15 protein-coding genes are annotated in these 16,874 nt (G+C 33.7%); all 15 read left to right on the top strand.

The window, feature by feature from the left end; translation table 11 throughout:
- The first annotated feature begins 155 nt into the window (after positions 1-155).
- Positions 156-725, top strand: coding sequence for an ATP-dependent protease subunit HslV (hslV, locus tag BMZ74_RS01500; protein ID WP_089858549.1), 570 nt, complete (start codon positions 156-158; stop codon positions 723-725).
- Positions 718-2,097, top strand: coding sequence for an ATP-dependent protease ATPase subunit HslU (gene hslU / locus BMZ74_RS01495; protein WP_089858546.1), 1,380 nt, complete (start codon positions 718-720; stop codon positions 2,095-2,097). Before hslV ends, hslU begins: the two co-directional genes overlap by 8 nt.
- A gap of 48 nt (positions 2,098-2,145) precedes the next feature.
- Positions 2,146-2,928 (top strand): GTP-sensing pleiotropic transcriptional regulator CodY, encoded by a 783-nt coding sequence (codY, locus tag BMZ74_RS01490; protein ID WP_089858543.1) that lies wholly within the window; start codon positions 2,146-2,148, stop codon positions 2,926-2,928.
- Between the two features lie 174 nt (positions 2,929-3,102).
- On the top strand, positions 3,103-3,837 hold the full coding sequence (gene rpsB, locus BMZ74_RS01485; RefSeq protein WP_089858538.1) for a 30S ribosomal protein S2: 735 nt from the start codon (positions 3,103-3,105) through the stop codon (positions 3,835-3,837).
- 160 nt (positions 3,838-3,997) lie between these two features.
- Positions 3,998-4,897 (top strand): translation elongation factor Ts, encoded by a 900-nt coding sequence (gene tsf / locus BMZ74_RS01480; protein WP_089858535.1) that lies wholly within the window; start codon positions 3,998-4,000, stop codon positions 4,895-4,897.
- Positions 4,898-5,014: 117 nt separating this feature from the next.
- Complete coding sequence (pyrH, locus tag BMZ74_RS01475; protein ID WP_089858532.1) at positions 5,015-5,734, top strand: UMP kinase; 720 nt, start codon at positions 5,015-5,017, stop codon at positions 5,732-5,734.
- Between the two features lie 37 nt (positions 5,735-5,771).
- The gene (gene frr / locus BMZ74_RS01470) at positions 5,772-6,329 is read left to right on the top strand and encodes a ribosome recycling factor (protein ID WP_089858530.1); all 558 of its coding nucleotides are present in this window, start codon (positions 5,772-5,774) and stop codon (positions 6,327-6,329) included.
- A 1-nt stretch (position 6,330) separates the two neighbouring features.
- Positions 6,331-6,543, top strand: a complete 213-nt coding sequence (locus BMZ74_RS01465; RefSeq protein ID WP_089858529.1) for a hypothetical protein — start codon at positions 6,331-6,333, stop codon at positions 6,541-6,543.
- Between the two features lie 54 nt (positions 6,544-6,597).
- On the top strand, positions 6,598-7,317 hold the full coding sequence (locus tag BMZ74_RS01460) for an undecaprenyl pyrophosphate synthase (protein WP_089858526.1): 720 nt from the start codon (positions 6,598-6,600) through the stop codon (positions 7,315-7,317).
- Positions 7,295-8,119, top strand: coding sequence for a phosphatidate cytidylyltransferase (locus BMZ74_RS01455; RefSeq protein ID WP_089858523.1), 825 nt, complete (start codon positions 7,295-7,297; stop codon positions 8,117-8,119). The genes BMZ74_RS01460 and BMZ74_RS01455 overlap by 23 nt, the downstream gene beginning before the upstream one ends.
- A 5-nt stretch (positions 8,120-8,124) precedes the next feature.
- A complete protein-coding gene (ytvI, locus tag BMZ74_RS01450; protein ID WP_089858520.1) occupies positions 8,125-9,186 on the top strand; it encodes a sporulation integral membrane protein YtvI in 1,062 nt (353 codons plus the stop codon).
- A gap of 35 nt (positions 9,187-9,221) precedes the next feature.
- On the top strand, positions 9,222-10,373 hold the full coding sequence (locus tag BMZ74_RS01445) for a 1-deoxy-D-xylulose-5-phosphate reductoisomerase (protein ID WP_089858518.1): 1,152 nt from the start codon (positions 9,222-9,224) through the stop codon (positions 10,371-10,373).
- A complete protein-coding gene (rseP, locus tag BMZ74_RS01440) occupies positions 10,364-11,440 on the top strand; it encodes an RIP metalloprotease RseP (protein ID WP_089858515.1) in 1,077 nt (358 codons plus the stop codon). The genes BMZ74_RS01445 and rseP overlap by 10 nt, the downstream gene beginning before the upstream one ends.
- Before the next feature lie 36 nt (positions 11,441-11,476).
- Positions 11,477-12,529, top strand: coding sequence for a flavodoxin-dependent (E)-4-hydroxy-3-methylbut-2-enyl-diphosphate synthase (gene ispG, locus BMZ74_RS01435; protein WP_089858513.1), 1,053 nt, complete (start codon positions 11,477-11,479; stop codon positions 12,527-12,529).
- A 31-nt stretch (positions 12,530-12,560) separates the two neighbouring features.
- On the top strand, positions 12,561-16,763 hold the full coding sequence (locus BMZ74_RS01430; RefSeq protein WP_089858512.1) for a PolC-type DNA polymerase III: 4,203 nt from the start codon (positions 12,561-12,563) through the stop codon (positions 16,761-16,763).
- The last annotated feature ends 111 nt before the right edge of the window (positions 16,764-16,874 follow it).

The raw sequence follows: 16,874 nt of genomic DNA, 5'->3' as shown, positions 1-16,874 counted from the left end.
ACTATTTTATTATATTATTAAAAAAATTGTGAAATAAATAGCTAAAACTTGACTTTTTTAGTTTGATTGTGGTAATATATAAAATAAATATAATAAAATATTTTGAATCATGTGACAATTTAAAAAATAAGCTTATAAGTAAAGGAGGTTCTAAATTGTCAATCACAGACTTTAAAGCAACTACAATAGTTGCTGTTAAACATGATAATTGTATGGCTATGGCTGGTGACGGCCAGGTCACTTTAGGTAATACAATTATGAAAGGTACAGCCAAAAAAGTTAGAAGACTATATAATGGAAAAATTTTAGCTGGTTTTGCCGGTACATCTGCTGATGCGTTTACGTTATTTGAAAAGTTTGAAGCTAAACTTGAAGAATATCACGGTAGTCTGCAAAGAGCTGCTGTTGAATTAGCGAAAGACTGGCGAACTGATAAAATTTTAAGAAAACTTGAAGCTTTGCTAATTGTTGCAAATCTGGATGAAATTCTGATAATTTCAGGTAATGGCGATGTAATTGAGCCAGATGCCAATATTACTGCTATAGGTTCTGGTGGTCCTTATGCCAGGGCAGCAGCTACTGCTTTGACTAATCATAGTCAGGGGCTGCAGGCAGGAAATATTGCCAGAGAAGCGTTACAAATAGCGGCTTCTATTTGTATTTATACCAATAATAATATCGTAGTTGAAGAATTAGCAGGAGGTGAGCCAGACGCAAGTGAATAAAAAACAATTAACTCCCAGAGAAATAGTAACTGAACTTGATAAATACATAATAGGCCAAAAAGAGGCTAAAAAAGCAGTTGCTATTGCGTTAAGAAATAGATATCGTAGAAAATTAGTTGATCCTAAAATGAAAGAGGAAATTATTCCGAAAAACATTTTAATGATTGGTCCAACAGGAGTTGGAAAAACTGAAATTGCCAGAAGACTGGCTAAGATTGCCAGGGCTCCCTTTATAAAAATAGAGGTAACTAAATTTACTGAAGTAGGTTATGTAGGAAGAGATGTAGAATCAATGGTGAGAGATCTCACTGAATCTGCAATTAGAATGATTAAAGAAGATAAAATAGCAGAAGTTGAGTCTGAAGCTGAAAAAATGGCAATTTCCAGGATAGTAGATGCAATGCTTCCTACTCAGAAAAATAAAGATGAAGAATATTTTTCTAACCTGGTAGATGATGTAAATAAAAAAAGTAATGAATTAGATGCAAGAACTGCAGCTAGACGACAAAGAATGTTTAAACGAGTTGAATCCGGCAAGTTTGATGAGCAATTAATTGAAATTGAAGTTGAAGAAACTGCTCCCCAGATGATGGAAGTATTTTCTGGTTCAGGGGTTGAAGAAATGGGAATTAACTTTCAGGATATGCTAGGTAATATTTTTCCTAATAAAAAGAAAAGCAAGAAAGTTAAAGTAGCTCAGGCAAAGGAAATTTTAAAAGATGCTGAAGCCCAAAAATTAATTGACATGGAACAAGTAAAAGCAGAAGCAATTGAGAAAGTAGAAGAAGATGGTATAATATTTCTCGATGAAATTGATAAAATTGCCGGCAGAGAATCGGGATCTGGTCCTGAAGTATCGAGGCAGGGCGTGCAGAGAGATATTTTGCCGATTGTAGAAGGTTCAACAGTTGTTACAAAACACGGGTCTGTTAAAACAGATCATATTTTATTTATTGCAGCTGGAGCTTTTCATGTTGCTTCTCCTGCCGATTTAATTCCAGAATTGCAGGGGAGATTCCCGCTTAGAGTTAATCTGGCTAGTTTAAGCAGACAAAACTTTCAAGATATTTTATTACTGCCGCAAAACTCTTTAATTAAGCAATACAAAGCACTTTTAAATACAGAGGGCATAGAAATTAAATTTAGCGAAAAAGCTGTAGAAGAAATTTCTTCTTTCGCTTATGATGTTAATGAAGAAACAGAGAACATTGGAGCTAGAAGGCTTCATACAATAATGGAAAAATTATTAGAAGATCTTTCTTTCAATGCTTCAGAGATGGATGAAAAAACAATTGAAATTGATTTAGAATATGTAAATGAAAAATTAAAAGATGTTGTAGCTGATAAAGACTTAAGTAAATATATTTTATAAATTAAACTTAATAACTGAAAATTAAAACCGAACATGGAGGAGATAATAATGGGTAGTTTATTAGAAAAAAGTAGAAAAATAAATCGTTTATTACAGAGAACAGGTGGTAATGCTGTTGATTTTTCTGATATGGCATATGTTTTAAAAGAAGCAGTTCAATGTAATGTTTATATTACTAGCAAAAAAGGTAAAATTTTAGGATATAGCCTGCTTGATGATTTTGAATGTGATATCATGGAAGAAGAAGTAATCGATCATGGTGAATTTCCGGAAGAATATAATAAAGGTTTGCTAAGAATTAGAGAAACAAAATCTAATATTGAGCAAAAACATGGTGATTGTGTATTTTCTGATGGTGAAGATTGCCTATTTGAAGACAAATTAACAACTATTGTACCTGTTATTGGCGGTGGAGATAGATTAGGAACTCTTGTTCTGGCTAGATATGGATCTGAATTTACAGATGAAGATTTAGTGTTAGTCGAATATGGAGCTTCTGTAGTTGGAATGGAGATTTTAAGAGCTCGTAGTGAAAGAGTTGAAAAAGAAGCGCGCAAAAAAGCTGCAGTTCAAATTGCCATTGACACTCTCTCCTACTCAGAATTAGAAGCTATTGAGCACATTTTTGAAGAACTTGATGGAGAAGAAGGTTTACTAGTAGCAAGTAAAGTTGCTGATAGAGTTGGTATTACAAGATCAGTTATCGTTAATGCATTACGTAAATTTGAAAGTGCGGGTGTGATTGAATCACGTTCTTTAGGAATGAAAGGAACTTATATTAAAGTTCTCAATAATAATTTATTAGATGAATTAGAAAAATTAAAAGCATAAATTAGCTATTTTTAAAAGTATTTATAAAAAGACTTGATTATTAAATGGTTCTATGGTATACTTTTTTGTGGCAAAATACACACGGCAGTTGATTTAAATATTGGTGCTGTTTTTACAGTTGTATTTAAAGAAGATGCTGTCGGAGGCTAAAACCAGAAGGGAGGTGCAGGAGTTATGTCAGTTGTTAATATGAAACAACTCCTCGAATCGGGTGTTCACTTTGGTCATCAGACTAAAAGATGGAATCCTAAGATGAAACCATATATTTTCACTGAAAGAAATGGAATCTATATTATCGATTTACAACAGACTGTTAAGTTAATTGATAAAGCACATGATTTTGTCAAGGAACAGGCTGCTCAAGGTAAAAAAATTCTTTTTGTTGGAACTAAACGTCAGGCGCAGGAAACTGTAAAAAAAGAAGCTGAAAGATGCGGAATGCCTTATGTTAATCAGCGTTGGTTAGGTGGTATGTTAACAAATTATAATACTATCAAAAAAAGAATTGATCGTCTGGAAGAAATCGAGCAAATGGAAGAAGACGGAGTATTTGAAGTCCTTCCTAAAAAAGAAGTTATCGAGCTTAATAAAGAGCACGATAAACTCGAAAGATTCCTTGGTGGTATTAGAGATATGAATGGTTTACCAGATTTAATCTTTATTACAGATGCCAGAAAAGAAGATATTGCTGTTTCTGAAGCAATAAAATTGGATATTCCAATTGTATCAATTCTTGATACAAACTGTGATCCAGATTTAATAGACTATGTCATTCCTGGTAATGATGATGCTATTAGAGCTGTCAAATTGATCACCAGTGTTATTTCTGATGCAGTACTTGCTGGCAAGCAGGGTAAACAGGAAGCTGAAGTAGAAGAAACTGAAGCTGAAGAAAATACTGCTGAATAATTAAGAATTATAAAGGGCGCTGGTAAAGTTTTTGCTTTGCAGCGCTTTTTTTGTAGTTTAAAATTAATTACTTTTAATCATTAAAGTTAAATTCTGAAGCTTGATTGAACTAAATAGATTCGATAAATTAAGTTAATCTTAAAAGGAGGTTTTTCAATAAATGGGTGTTACAATGAAAGATATTAAAGAACTTCGTTCCCGTACCGGTGCTGGAGTACTTGATTGTAAAAAAGCACTTAATGCTGTTGATGGAGATATTGAAGCAGCTGTTGAACATTTACGGGAAAAAGGAATGGCCGCTGCAGCTAAAAAAGCTGGCAGAGTCGCTGCTGAAGGTCTGGTAAGTTTAAATATAACTGAAGACCATCAAAAAGGTATTTTGGTTGAAGTTAATTCTGAAACTGATTTTGTAGCTAAAAACGAAAATTTTCAAAATCTAGTTTCTGATATCTCAGAACATTTAATGCAGAGCACAAGTGAAGATGTTGAAGCTGTTAGTGCAGAAAAATGGTTTAAAGATGATAGTAAGACAGTTAATGATATTATTAAGTCTGCAATTGCAAACATTGGTGAAAATATCAATTTAAGAAGATTTGCCAAATTTGAAACTGATGGTTATTTGTATGGCTATATTCATCTTGGCGGTAAAATTGGTGTTTTAGTTGATTTTGCTGGCGAATATGATGAAGCAAATGAACAAACAGCTAAAGATATTGCAATGCATATTGCCGCTATTAATCCTGAATTTTTAGATCGTGATTCAGTTGATGCAGAAGCAATTGCTAAAGAAAAGAAAATTTATCATGAACAGATGGTTAATGAGGGTAAACCGGAAAAAATCATTGATCAAATTGTAGACGGTAAGATTAATAAATATTATACTCAAGTCTGCTTGCTGGAACAGCCTTTTGTTAGAGATGATGATAAAACAGTTGCTGATATTCTTGCTGAGAATGGGATGGAAGTTAAACAATTTGCTCGCTTTGAAATTGGTGAGGGAATTGAGAAAAAGGAAGAAGATTTTGCTTCCGAGGTAGCTGCTGTAACAAAAAATCAATAATAATTAAAAAGAGAGCACTGGCAGTAGTGTTCTCTTTTTTTAAGTAAATTTGTTTTTAATAAATAAAGGAATTAGCTAAAGATTAGAGAATAATATTTAATGGAGGTTAATTAAATAATGACAGAAAAACCAGTTTACTCAAGAATACTGCTGAAAATTAGTGGTGAAGCTCTGGCAGGGAATAATGGTTTTGGAATTGACCCTGTAATGATAAAAAAAATAGCTGCTGAAATTAGTGATGTTGTTAAATCAACCGCTGTAGAAATGGCAGTTGTAGTTGGTGGAGGTAATATTTTTAGAGGTATTGCCGGTAGTGCTAAAGGGATGGACCGCGGCACTGCAGATTACATGGGGATGCTGGCAACAGTTATTAATGCAATGGCTTTACAGGATGCTATTGAAAAATTTGATATAGAAACTCGAGTCCAATCTGCAATTGAAATGCGCCAGATAGCTGAGCCTTATATTAGACGGAGAGCAATTCGTCATCTGGAAAAAGGTCGGGTAGTCATCTTTGCTGCTGGAACTGGTAATCCATTTTTCTCAACTGATACAACAGCAGCTCTAAGGGCTGCAGAAATTTCAGCTGATGCAATTTTAATGGCAAAAAATGTTGATGGTATTTATGATTCTGATCCAGCAATAAATGAGGATGCTAAAAAACATGAACATCTCAGTTATATCGATCTATTAAATAATTCTTTAAGGGTAATGGACTTTACTGCTGTTTCTCTCTGTATGGATAATAAAATACCTTTGAAAGTATTTGCAGTTAAAAAAGAAGGCAATATTAAGCGGGTTCTTTTAGGCGAAAATATTGGTACTTCAGTTAGTTAAATTATTATTTAATTAATATTTTAGGGGAGGCATAATTATGTTTAAAGAAGTTATGAAAGAAACTGAAAATAGGATGGAAAAAGCTATTGAATCAACTAAAGAGGATTTAAATACAATTAGAACAGGAAGAGCACGTCCTTCTTTAGTAGCTAACATCAAGGCAAGTAATTATGGGGTTCCAACGCCAATTCAACAGATGGCCAAGGTTGTTGCGCCTGAAGCAAGACAAATTGTAATTGAGCCCTGGGATAAAAATAATATTGAAACAATTGAGAAGGCTATTTTACAGGAAAATCTTGGTTTGAATCCGAGTAATGATGGTAGTGTAATTAGAATTAATATTCCACAGTTGACTGAAGAAAGAAGAAAAGAACTGGTTAAAGTTCTGCATGATAAAGCAGAAAAAGGGAGAGTCGCAATTAGAGCTATCCGCCGAGATGCCAATGATGAACTAGAAATGTTGGAAGAAGAAGCTGAAATTTCTGAAGATAATCTGCATCGTGGTCTGGAAAATGTTCAGGAACTAACTGATAAACATATTGGTAAGATCAATGATTTGGTTGAAAAGAAAGAAAAAGAATTAATGGAAGTTTAAGATGGACTTTGTAGCAGAAAGATTTTTAGCTGCTCCTCTGGACAGTTTAATTGAATTTTTAGAAAAAAATAAGCTGGACTATCACCTTACTCAGATAAAACCTCCATTAAAAAGTATTGATCAGTTAGAGAATCCTGGTCAAAAAAGAATACTTAGATTAAAATTAAAAAATCAGATCTATGAAGTAGTCTGGTCTTTTCAATATAATAGTTAAAGTTAATCCCCCTTGTCTTGAGGGGGTAATTAGTTAATTGGAAGGAATGGTTTAATGTATCTGCCTAAACATGTTGCAATAATCATGGATGGCAACGGCCGCTGGGCACAGCAAAAACAGTTACCGCGGCGTGAAGGCCATAAAGCAGGAGTAAAAACTCTTAAAAAAATTGTAAAATATGCAGCTCAAATTGAGCTGAAGATGCTAACTGTATATGCTTTTTCTACAGAAAATTGGAAAAGGCCTCAAGCTGAGGTGAGTTTTTTGCTTGCTTTAATGAGAAGAACACTGCAGGAAGAAGTTAGCGATTTGCTGGCAAATAATGTAAAGGTTAACTTTGTAGGTCGTAAAAATGCTTTAACTAAAAAGTTAATAGATGAAATAGAAGAGATTGAAGCAAAATCTAGTTCTAATGATGGGCTTACTTTAAATATTGCTTTTAATTATGGGGGAAGAGCAGAAATAATTGATGCTGTTAAGCAAATTTCAGCTGATAGTCAGGCAGGAAAAATTTCAGCTGAACAAATAGATGAAATTACTTTTGCAAAATATCTATATAATTCAGATTTGAAGGAAGTAGAGCTGATGATTAGAACTGGTGGAGACCAGAGATTAAGTAATTTTTTGCTCTGGCAGTCTGCTTATGCTGAATTATATTTTACTGAAAAATTTTGGCCTGATTTTACTGAAAATGATTTTAATCAGGCAATTATTGATTTTAGAGCAAGAGAACGTCGCTTTGGTGGCTTAAATGCCAGTGATAACCATGCTTAAAAAAAGAGTTATTAGTGCAGTGATTGGAATTGTTTTATTATTAATTCTTGTTTTTTCAGGTTCATTTACTTTTTTTATGACTGCTGCTGCTCTGGTTATACTTGGCATTAGAGAATTTTCTAGAATTATTGAAGTGAAAAGCAAACTTTTATATTTTTTATTAAACCTAACTGCTGTTTTGATAGTTTTTAATGCTTATTTAATTAGTAATCATTATAATTATCTACCTTATGGTGCTATTTTATTTTTAACTTTATTTTGTCTTTATCTTTATAATATATCTAATTACCAGCAAGATGAATTTTTTAAAAATATTAGTTATCAATTTTTAGGTATTATCTATATTGGGGGAGGACTGTCTTTTGCAGTCTTTTTACGAGATTTTAATTCTGAACCATTTTTTAACACTTCAGCTCTCTGGTTTGTTTTAATTGCAACCTGGTTAACTGATACAGGAGCTTATTTTATTGGGAAGAAATTTGGCAGTCGCCCTCTGGCGCCTTTAATTAGCCCTAATAAAACTATTGCTGGAGCTATAGGTGGAATAGCAACTACAGCTATTTTTATAATTGTTGTAGGTTTATTAACTGGAATTTTAAACTTTTATTTTATATTTTTTGCTTTATTGTTTCCGATAGTAGCAATAATGGGGGATCTATTTGAATCTTGCTTAAAAAGAGATTTTCAAATTAAAGACACCGGGAATATACTTCCTGGTCATGGCGGAATTTTAGATAGGTTTGATAGCTTTATTTTTACAGCTCCATTCACCTATTATATCTTATACATTTTACTGGGGTGAGCAAAATGACATTAGATAAGTGGTATATAAAATATTTTATCATGTTTTTGGCTTTAACGGTGGGATTAATAGTTTTAAAACATGTTTTTATTTATTTTACCCCTTTTATAATAGCTGCTGTAATAGCAAGTTTAATTAATCCGATTGTTGATTTTATTGATAAAAGACTGCCGCTTCATCGTGGCTTTTCAGTTTTAATAGTTTTAATTTTAGTTATAGTTATTTTAATAACTTTAATTATTATTGGAGGAGCACAGGGTTATCTTGAATTAACAAGATTGTTACATAATTTACCGGATTATCGCTCTTTAGACACTCAACTGCGCTGGTTAACTGAGCAGAACAACCAGCTGGAAACTTTTCTGGAAAATTGGGATATTTCTGAGCAGATAAAAGATGCTATTAATAGTAACTTCCAGCTTTTATATAACGGGATTAGAGATGGTTTGATTTCGATAATTAATTATGTACTTGATTTTTTAACTAAATTGCCCAGTATGTTTACTATACTTTTTATTGCTTTTATTGCCACTTTCTTTATTAGTAGAGATAGGGATGTAATTAAAGAATTTTTAATTGATCTTTTTCCTGCTGATGTCCAGCCAAATATCGCCAATGTTTTTACACAGCTAAATCTTTCCGCAATTGGTTATATTAGAGCAATGCTAATGTTAATTTCAATTACAGGTATTATAGCTGGAATCGGAGTTAAAATTATTGGTAATGAATATGCTTTAATTGTTGGAGCTGCCGCAGCTTTATTAGATTTAATTCCGATTATTGGACCTGCTTTGCTTTTTTATCCCTGGATAATTATTTCAATACTTTCATCAAATTTTGGGCAAGCTATTGCTCTCTTCTTTTTACATGTGTTTTTATCAGCTGTTAGATCAGCTTCTGAAGGTAAGATTATGGGTAAAAATTTAGGCCTGCATCCCTTAGCAACAATGATTGCTCTTTTTGCTGGCTATAGAATTTTGGGTACAATTGGTTTTATTGTTGGCCCAGCTTTTTTGGTAATAATTAAAGCTATTACTGATTCTGATTTAATTAATATTAAAAACTAAATTGAGATTATTTTTTATTTATATGAGGTGGAAAAATGAAAACGATAAGTATTTTAGGCTCAACAGGTTCTGTTGGTACACAGACTTTATCTGTTATTAGTCAGCTTAATAATTGGCAGGTTAAAGTTTTAACTGCCAATCAGAATATTGATCTTTTAGAAAAACAAATTAAAATTTATCAGCCTGAATTTGTAGCTGTAGCTGATCAAACTGCAGCTGACGACTTAAAAAATAGACTTAGTGACTCAAATACTGAAGTTTTAAGCGGTCAAGCAGAACTTACAACAGCAGCAGCGGAGAGTGTTGATCTTGTTTTAAATGCTATTGTAGGTTTTGCTGGTTTAAAACCTTCTCTGGCTGCTGCTTCTGCTGGTAATGATATTGCCTTAGCTAATAAAGAAAGTCTGGTCAGTGGGGGCTCTATTTTAATGGATTTAGTCCGCAAAAAAGGAATTAAATTACTTCCAGTTGATAGTGAACATAATGCAATCTTTCAGCTCTTAGAAGGTCATCGAGCCGATCTTGATCGCATTTTACTAACAGCTTCAGGTGGACCTTTTTTTGCTTATTCAAAATCAGAACTTAAATCTGTTTCAGTTGAAGATGCTTTACAACACCCAAATTGGAAAATGGGCAGTAAAATAACTATAGATTCAGCTTCTTTGATGAATAAGGGCTTAGAAGTTATTGAAGCACACTGGCTTTTTGACTGTCCTTATGAAAAAATAGATACTGTGGTTCATCCTCAGAGTGTAGTTCATTCTTTAATCAGTCTGGTCGATGGTACAATTCTAGCAGAATTGGGACCAGCTGATATGAAAATGCCTATTCAATATTGTTTAACTTATCCGGCTAGAAAAGCAAATAATAAGCATGCAGAATTTTCATTGGCAGATGTAGCAGCATTGGAATTCTACCAGACAGATAGTGATAAATTCCCGGCTCTAAAATATGCTTATACAGCTGGTAAAGCCGGCGGTACTTTTCCAACTGCTTTAAATGCGGCTAATGAAATAGCAGTTTTTAGTTTTTTAAAAGGGCAGATTCCATTTCTAGCAATCAGCAGAGTTGTAGCTAGTGTGTTAGATAAACATCAAAACATAACTAAACCTGATTTAGAAGCTATTTTAGCTGCTGATCATAGAGCAAGGAGTTTAGCAGTGGAGGTAATTAAAGAATGGTTTTAACTTTTGTTTCTTTTATAATTGTACTAGGAATCCTTGTCTTTATTCACGAGTTTGGTCATTATATAACTGCTAAAAAATCTGATATTATGGTTTCGGAATTTGCACTTGGGTTTGGTCCTAAAATTATTTCGCGTCAATGGGGAGAGACTGTTTATTCATTAAGAATTATTCCTCTGGGAGGTTTCTGCAATATGGTAGGAGAATTTCCTGCTGATGAGACCATGCCGGAATCAGAACAGGAAACTTATCAAGAAGCCAAAACAGCTGGTCGATTATTTACTCAAAAAGCTGCCTGGAAAAGATTTGCAGTAATTTTTATGGGACCAGTAATGAATTTTTTATTGGCTCTGATTATTTTTATTTTAGCATTTACAGTTTTTGGAATCCCTGTTCAAACTGAACAGGGAGCAATTTTAGGAGAAATAATCCCGGAACAGCCAGCAGCTCGAGCTGGTTTGCGGCCTAACGACAAGATCCTGGCTATTGATGATCAGAAAGTAAACAGCTGGTCAGATATGGCATCTATAATTGCTAGTCATCCAGCAGAAAAGATAACTATTAGTTATCAGCGTAATGGACAGATTAGTCAACTAGAAGTTATGACTAGAGCTGATGAAGAAGATGGCCGGGGAGTAATTGGTGTTTATCCTCGTTTAGTTAGAGAGCAAATTTCTCCTTTTAAGGCGATAAAGTTGGGAGCTTATCAGACTTATTATGTATTTAAAATGACTATTCTGGGTTTTGTTCAAGTTTTTAAAGATGCTTCAACTAAAGATTTAGGTGGGCCGATTATGATAGCTTCTATAATTGGTCAGGCTGCCAGAACAGGTCTTTTAAATGTTATGACCTGGACAGCTGTAATTAGCATTAATCTAGGAATTATTAATCTGCTGCCTTTCCCAGCCTTAGACGGAGGAAGAATCTTATTTATAATTATTGAGCTTTTAAGAGGAAAACCAGTTGATCCCAAAAAAGAAAGTTATGTTCATATGATTGGATTTGCAGTTTTAATTGTATTGATGATTTTTATAGTTTATCAGGATGTTATGCGCAGCTTCTTTAATTAGTAATTATATTTTTAGCAAAATAGATTGAGGTGAATTATGTTTAACCGCAGAAATAGTAAAAAAGTATTTTTTGGTAAACAAGCAATTGGAGGAGATGCTCCAATTTCTGTTCAATCAATGTGTAATACTAAAACAGAAGATGTTGAAGCGACTGTAAAACAAATTAGAAAACTTAGTGCAGCTGGTTGTGAAATTATCCGGGTTGCAGTTCCAGATAAAAAAGCTGCAGCTGCTTTAAAAAAAATAAAAGAAAAAATAAGTCTGCCTTTAGTAGCAGATATTCATTTTGATTATAAGCTTGCTTTAATAGCAGTGGAAAATGGTGTTGATGCTTTAAGAATAAATCCAGGTAATATTGGAAATGAAAAGAGAGTCAAGGAAGTGGCTATTGCCTGTCGGGAAAATAAAATACCAATTAGGGTGGGCAGTAATTCTGGCTCACTGGCTAAAAGTTTATTAAAAAAATATGGTGGACCAACAGCAGAAGCGTTGGTTGAAAGTGCTTTGGAGAATGTCAGAATTCTAGAAGCTAATGACTTTGATCAAATTGTAATTTCCCTGAAAGCAACTAATATAGCAACAACTCTTGCTGCTTATCAATTAATGGCAGATCAGGTTGCTTATCCTTTTCATATTGGAATTACTGAATCGGGAACTCCCTGGCGAGGAACAATAAAGTCTGCTGCCGGGATTGCTTCTTTGTTAACTCAAGGTCTGGGTGATACACTACGGGTTTCACTAACTGGAGACCCGGTAGAAGAGGTTAAGGTGGGTTGGCAAATTTTGAACTCTCTCGGGATTAGGAGACGTGGTGTAGAAATTATTTCATGTCCAACCTGTGGCCGGACTAATATTGATTTGATAGCTTTAGCTGAACAGGTAGAACGAGAGTTAAGCCAAATTAATAAAGAAATAAAAGTAGCTGTGATGGGATGTGCTGTTAATGGACCTGGTGAGGCCAGAGGAGCAGACATAGGAATTGCTGGCGGTATAAATGAAGGTTTAATTTTTAAATCAGGGAAAATTATTAAAAAAGTAAAAGAAAGTGATCTTTTACCAGAGCTAATTAAAGAAATTAAAAAACTTTAAGAATATATATAGAAAGAGAGAGGAATATTTAATGGTTAAAGCCCTAACTCTGCAAAAAAATAATAGTTTAGCTAAATATTTAATCTGTAATAAAAGAGATAAAATTGTTTATTGTGTTGCAGATGCAGCTGATCATAATTTAGCAGTTAAAATAGAAGATAACTTAAAACTGGCTGAAAAGGGCTATGATATTAAAATTATTACTGACTTAAGCCTGGAAGAAGAATTATTTTTAATTTGGCCACAGGTTATCAATAACTTTCAAGCTTCTTTTTCTTTTAGTAGTAATTGGCTTAAGAGAGCTCAGCTATTTTTGGAAGATGATCAGCTTCATCTTAAATTAGAAACTAAAATGGCAAAAAAAGAATTATCTCAGCCTAAAGTAATCAAATTTTTAGAAAATAACATTAATAAATATTTACCAGCAATTAAAAAAGTTGCTGTGCATAATGGAGATTTTCTGGCTGAGATTGAAGAAAATTCGAACTTAGTAGCAGAAAAAATTCAAAATAGGCAGCAAACTGTTCAAAGAGAAGCGCCACCTGCTCATAATAAGCGCAGATCACGGCCGCAGTCGAAAAGGTATGGTCGAGTAATTAGAGGACAGTCAACCCATGATTTAATAGATTTAAATACTGAAATTCCTTCTGTAATAGTTGAAGCTGACTTATTTGATATTGAAGTTAGAAAAACTAGAAAAGGCAGTTATCTTTATATTTTAAAAATAACTGACTATGATAGTTCAATTTCTGCTAAAACTTTTAGTGATGAAAAAGACGATTTTTTAGATAATTTAAAGAAAGGTCAGCATCTTAAAATAAGAGGAAAAGTAGCGTTTGATCCCTATAGTAAAGAATGGGGTATTATCTTTAATGATCTTACTACTCTTCCCAAAACTGAACGTGAAGATACTGCTGAGCAGAAAAGAGTTGAACTGCATCTTCATACCCAGATGAGTGCAATGGATTCTGTAATTAATGTTAAAGATGTTGTTAAACGGGCTGCTGATTGGGGGCATGAAGCAATAGCAATTACTGATCATGGAGTTGTGCAGGCATTTCCAGATGCTTATCAAGCGGGTAAAAAACATGGTATTCAAATTATTTATGGTGTGGAAGCTTATTTAGTTGATGATGGGGAGCCGATTATTCATAATCCTTATCCGGCTGATTTTACAGAAACAGAGTTTGTTGTATTTGATTTAGAAACTACAGGTCTTAATCCTTCTCAGCATGAAATAATTGAAATTGGAGCTGTTAAAATAAAAAATGGGAAAAAAATTGCTGAGTTTAATTCGTTTATTGATCCAGGAGTAAAAATTCCTGCTAAAATAACAGAAATAACCGGGATTAATCAAAGTATGGTTGCAGGGGCCCCAGGTTTAAAAGAAGTTATTAATGATTTCATTAACTTTGCAGATCAAGGAGTTTTGGTAGCACATAACGCAGATTTTGATTATGGTTTTATTCGTTCTGCATTACAAAAATTGGCAATTGAAAAATCTGATTATACAGTACTTGATACCCTTGGTCTCGCCAGAGCCCTAGTTAAAGATAGTAGAAATCATAAACTTAATACACTGGCTAAATATTTTGGAGTTGATTTAGAAAATCATCACCGGGCACTTGATGATGCAGTAGCAACTGCTGAGGTCTTAACTAATTTACTGGAGCTGGCAGAAAATGAACAGTGCAGCAGTTTAATGGAGATAAATCACTTAATTTCCAAAATCGACTGGAAAGATTTACGCCCTTTTCATGCAATTATTATTGCCAAGAATAAGACTGGTTTAGAAAATTTATATAAACTAGTTTCTATATCCCATTTAGAAAATTTTTATAAAAAACCTCGTATTCTAAAAAGCAAGCTTTTACAGCATAGAGAAGGTTTAATCATTGGTTCAGCTTGTGAAGCTGGCCAGATTTATCAGGCTTTTGTTAATAATAGGCCTAAGAGTGAGATTAAAAAGATTGCTCGCCTTTATGACTATTTAGAATTGCAGCCTCTGGGTAATAATGCATTTTTAATTCCAGATAAAGTTAATAGTAAAACTGATCTTCAGGAAATAAATAAGAAAATATATCAGCTTGGCCAGGAGTTAAATAAGCCTGTTGTTGCTACTACTGATGCCCATTTTCTTGATCCTAAAGATAGTATTTTTCGCGAAATATTACAGACTGGTCAAGGCTTTAATGATGCTGATCAGCAGCCACCAATTTATTTTAGAACTACGGCTGAGATGTTGGCTGAGTTTGATTATTTTGGTTCTGAGATTGCAGAAGAAGTTGTTGTTAAAAATCCTAATCGTATTTTAGCAGAAATTGAAAATATTAAACCAATTCCAGATGGACTATATACTCCTGAAATTGAAGGTGCTGAAGAAGAAATTAGACAGATGTCATATGCTAGAGCTCATCAATTTTACGGAGAAAGTCTGCCTGAAATTGTTATAAATCGTCTGGAAAAAGAGCTGAACTCCATTATTGAAAATGGATTTGCTGTAATTTATCTAATTGCCCACAAGTTGGTAAAAAAATCACTTGACGATGGTTATCTAGTTGGTTCACGGGGGTCAGTTGGATCTTCCTTTGTCGCAACAATGACCGAGATAACTGAAGTTAATCCACTGCCGCCTCATTATCGCTGTCCGGAGTGTTCTAATTACGAATTTATTGAAGATGGTTCAGCTGGAACTGGAGTTGATCTGCCCGATAAAGTTTGTCCAGAGTGTGGAAGTAAATATATTAAAGATGGTTTTGATATTCCGTTTGAAGTCTTTATGGGTTTTAAAGGTGATAAAGTACCTGATATAGATCTTAATTTTTCTGGAGAATATCAAGGCAAAATTCATAAATATACTGAAGAATTCTTTGGCCGAGATTATGTTTATAAAGCGGGAACAATTTCTACTATAGCTGATCGTACAGCTTTTGGTTTTGTTAAAAATTATCTTGATGAAAAAAACAAAGAAGTTAAACGGGCAGAAATTGATCGACTGGTAAATGGCTGTACAGGAGTACGAAGAACAACTGGCCAGCATCCGGGTGGTTTAATGATTGTACCAAAGGCAAATAATATTTTTGATTTTAGTCCAATTCAGCATCCGGCTAATGATCAAGAAACAGATATTCGGACAACTCATTTTGATTATCACTCTATTAGTGGTCGAATTTTAAAATTGGACTTACTCGGGCATGATGATCCGACAACTATTCGTATTTTACAAGATATGACAGGAGTTAAACCAGCTGATATTCCACTTGATGATCCTGATACAATGAGTATTTTTGCTAATACAGATAATCTGGGCGTTGATCCTGAAGTATTAGGAACAGATATTGGAACACTCGGTATTCCTGAATTTGGAACTTCTTTTGTTCAGCAAATGCTGCGGGATACCAGACCAACCACTTTTGCTGAATTGATCCGGATTAGTGGACTTTCTCATGGGACTGATGTCTGGTTAAATAATGCTCAAGATATAATTCGCAAAGGACAGGCCGAATTAGCCGAGGTCATCTCTGTTCGGGATGATATTATGAATTATTTATTGCAAAAGAAATTGGAACCATCAACAGCTTTCTGGATTATGGAACATGTTAGAAAAGGTAAAGGCTTATCTGATGAAGAAGAAAAAGCTATGCGAGAAAATAATGTGCCTGGTTGGTATATTGATTCTTGTAAAAAGATAAAATATATGTTTCCCAAAGCACACGCTGCAGCTTATGTTATGATGGCCTATCGGATAGCTTATTTTAAAGTACATTATCCAGCAGCTTTTTATACAGCATATTTTTCCATAAAAGCAGATGATTTTGATGCTCAATTGGCCTGTAATGGCCTAGAAAAAGTAAAGTTTACTATTAAAGAATTAGAAGCTAAAGGAAATGATTTAACTGCTAAAGAAAGTGGAACTTTAACAGTATTGAGAATTGTCCTTGAAGCTATGCTTAGAGGAATAGAATTTTTAGCAGTGGATATTTATAAATCAAAAGCAACTCGTTTTGTTAAAATAAATGATAATCAGCTTTTACCTCCTTTAATTAGTTTACAGGGATTAGGAAAAAGTGCTGCTGAAAGTGTTGTTGTAGAAAGACAGAAATCTGATTTTACTTCAATTGAAGAGCTTGCCAATCGAACTTCGCTTACTTCAACAGTGATTGAAGTGCTTAGAGAACATGGCTCTCTTGCTGGTATGCCAGAAAGGAATCAGCTTTCTCTTTTTGGAGGTTAATTACACACTGTTATTACTATAACTGCTTTCAAAGCAAAAACTTGCAACTATAAATAAGCTGTGATAGAATTATATAGGAAACGGTTTTGATAAATAGTTAGGTTGATTTTA

It is taken from the genome of Halanaerobium salsuginis (genome assembly GCF_900114545.1).
Taxonomy (GTDB): domain Bacteria; phylum Bacillota; class Halanaerobiia; order Halanaerobiales; family Halanaerobiaceae; genus Halanaerobium; species Halanaerobium salsuginis.
The sequence above is the reverse complement of the archived record's forward strand: the minus strand, read 5'-3'. Positions and strand labels throughout refer to the sequence as shown.

What these genes read in the sequence shown, in the direction of transcription:
- codY (WP_089858543.1), top strand. Translation starts at nt 2,146, where the DNA reads ATGGGTAGTTTATTAGAAAAAAGTAGAAAAATAAATCGTTTATTACAG.
- rpsB (WP_089858538.1), top strand. Translation starts at nt 3,103, where the DNA reads ATGTCAGTTGTTAATATGAAACAACTCCTCGAATCGGGTGTTCACTTT.
- tsf (WP_089858535.1), top strand. Translation starts at nt 3,998, where the DNA reads ATGGGTGTTACAATGAAAGATATTAAAGAACTTCGTTCCCGTACCGGT.
- pyrH (WP_089858532.1), top strand. Translation starts at nt 5,015, where the DNA reads ATGACAGAAAAACCAGTTTACTCAAGAATACTGCTGAAAATTAGTGGT.
- frr (WP_089858530.1), top strand. Translation starts at nt 5,772, where the DNA reads ATGTTTAAAGAAGTTATGAAAGAAACTGAAAATAGGATGGAAAAAGCT.
- BMZ74_RS01465 (WP_089858529.1), top strand. Translation starts at nt 6,331, where the DNA reads ATGGACTTTGTAGCAGAAAGATTTTTAGCTGCTCCTCTGGACAGTTTA.
- BMZ74_RS01460 (WP_089858526.1), top strand. Translation starts at nt 6,598, where the DNA reads ATGTATCTGCCTAAACATGTTGCAATAATCATGGATGGCAACGGCCGC.
- BMZ74_RS01455 (WP_089858523.1), top strand. Translation starts at nt 7,295, where the DNA reads ATGCCAGTGATAACCATGCTTAAAAAAAGAGTTATTAGTGCAGTGATT.
- ytvI (WP_089858520.1), top strand. Translation starts at nt 8,125, where the DNA reads ATGACATTAGATAAGTGGTATATAAAATATTTTATCATGTTTTTGGCT.
- BMZ74_RS01445 (WP_089858518.1), top strand. Translation starts at nt 9,222, where the DNA reads ATGAAAACGATAAGTATTTTAGGCTCAACAGGTTCTGTTGGTACACAG.
- rseP (WP_089858515.1), top strand. Translation starts at nt 10,364, where the DNA reads ATGGTTTTAACTTTTGTTTCTTTTATAATTGTACTAGGAATCCTTGTC.
- ispG (WP_089858513.1), top strand. Translation starts at nt 11,477, where the DNA reads ATGTTTAACCGCAGAAATAGTAAAAAAGTATTTTTTGGTAAACAAGCA.
- BMZ74_RS01430 (WP_089858512.1), top strand. Translation starts at nt 12,561, where the DNA reads ATGGTTAAAGCCCTAACTCTGCAAAAAAATAATAGTTTAGCTAAATAT.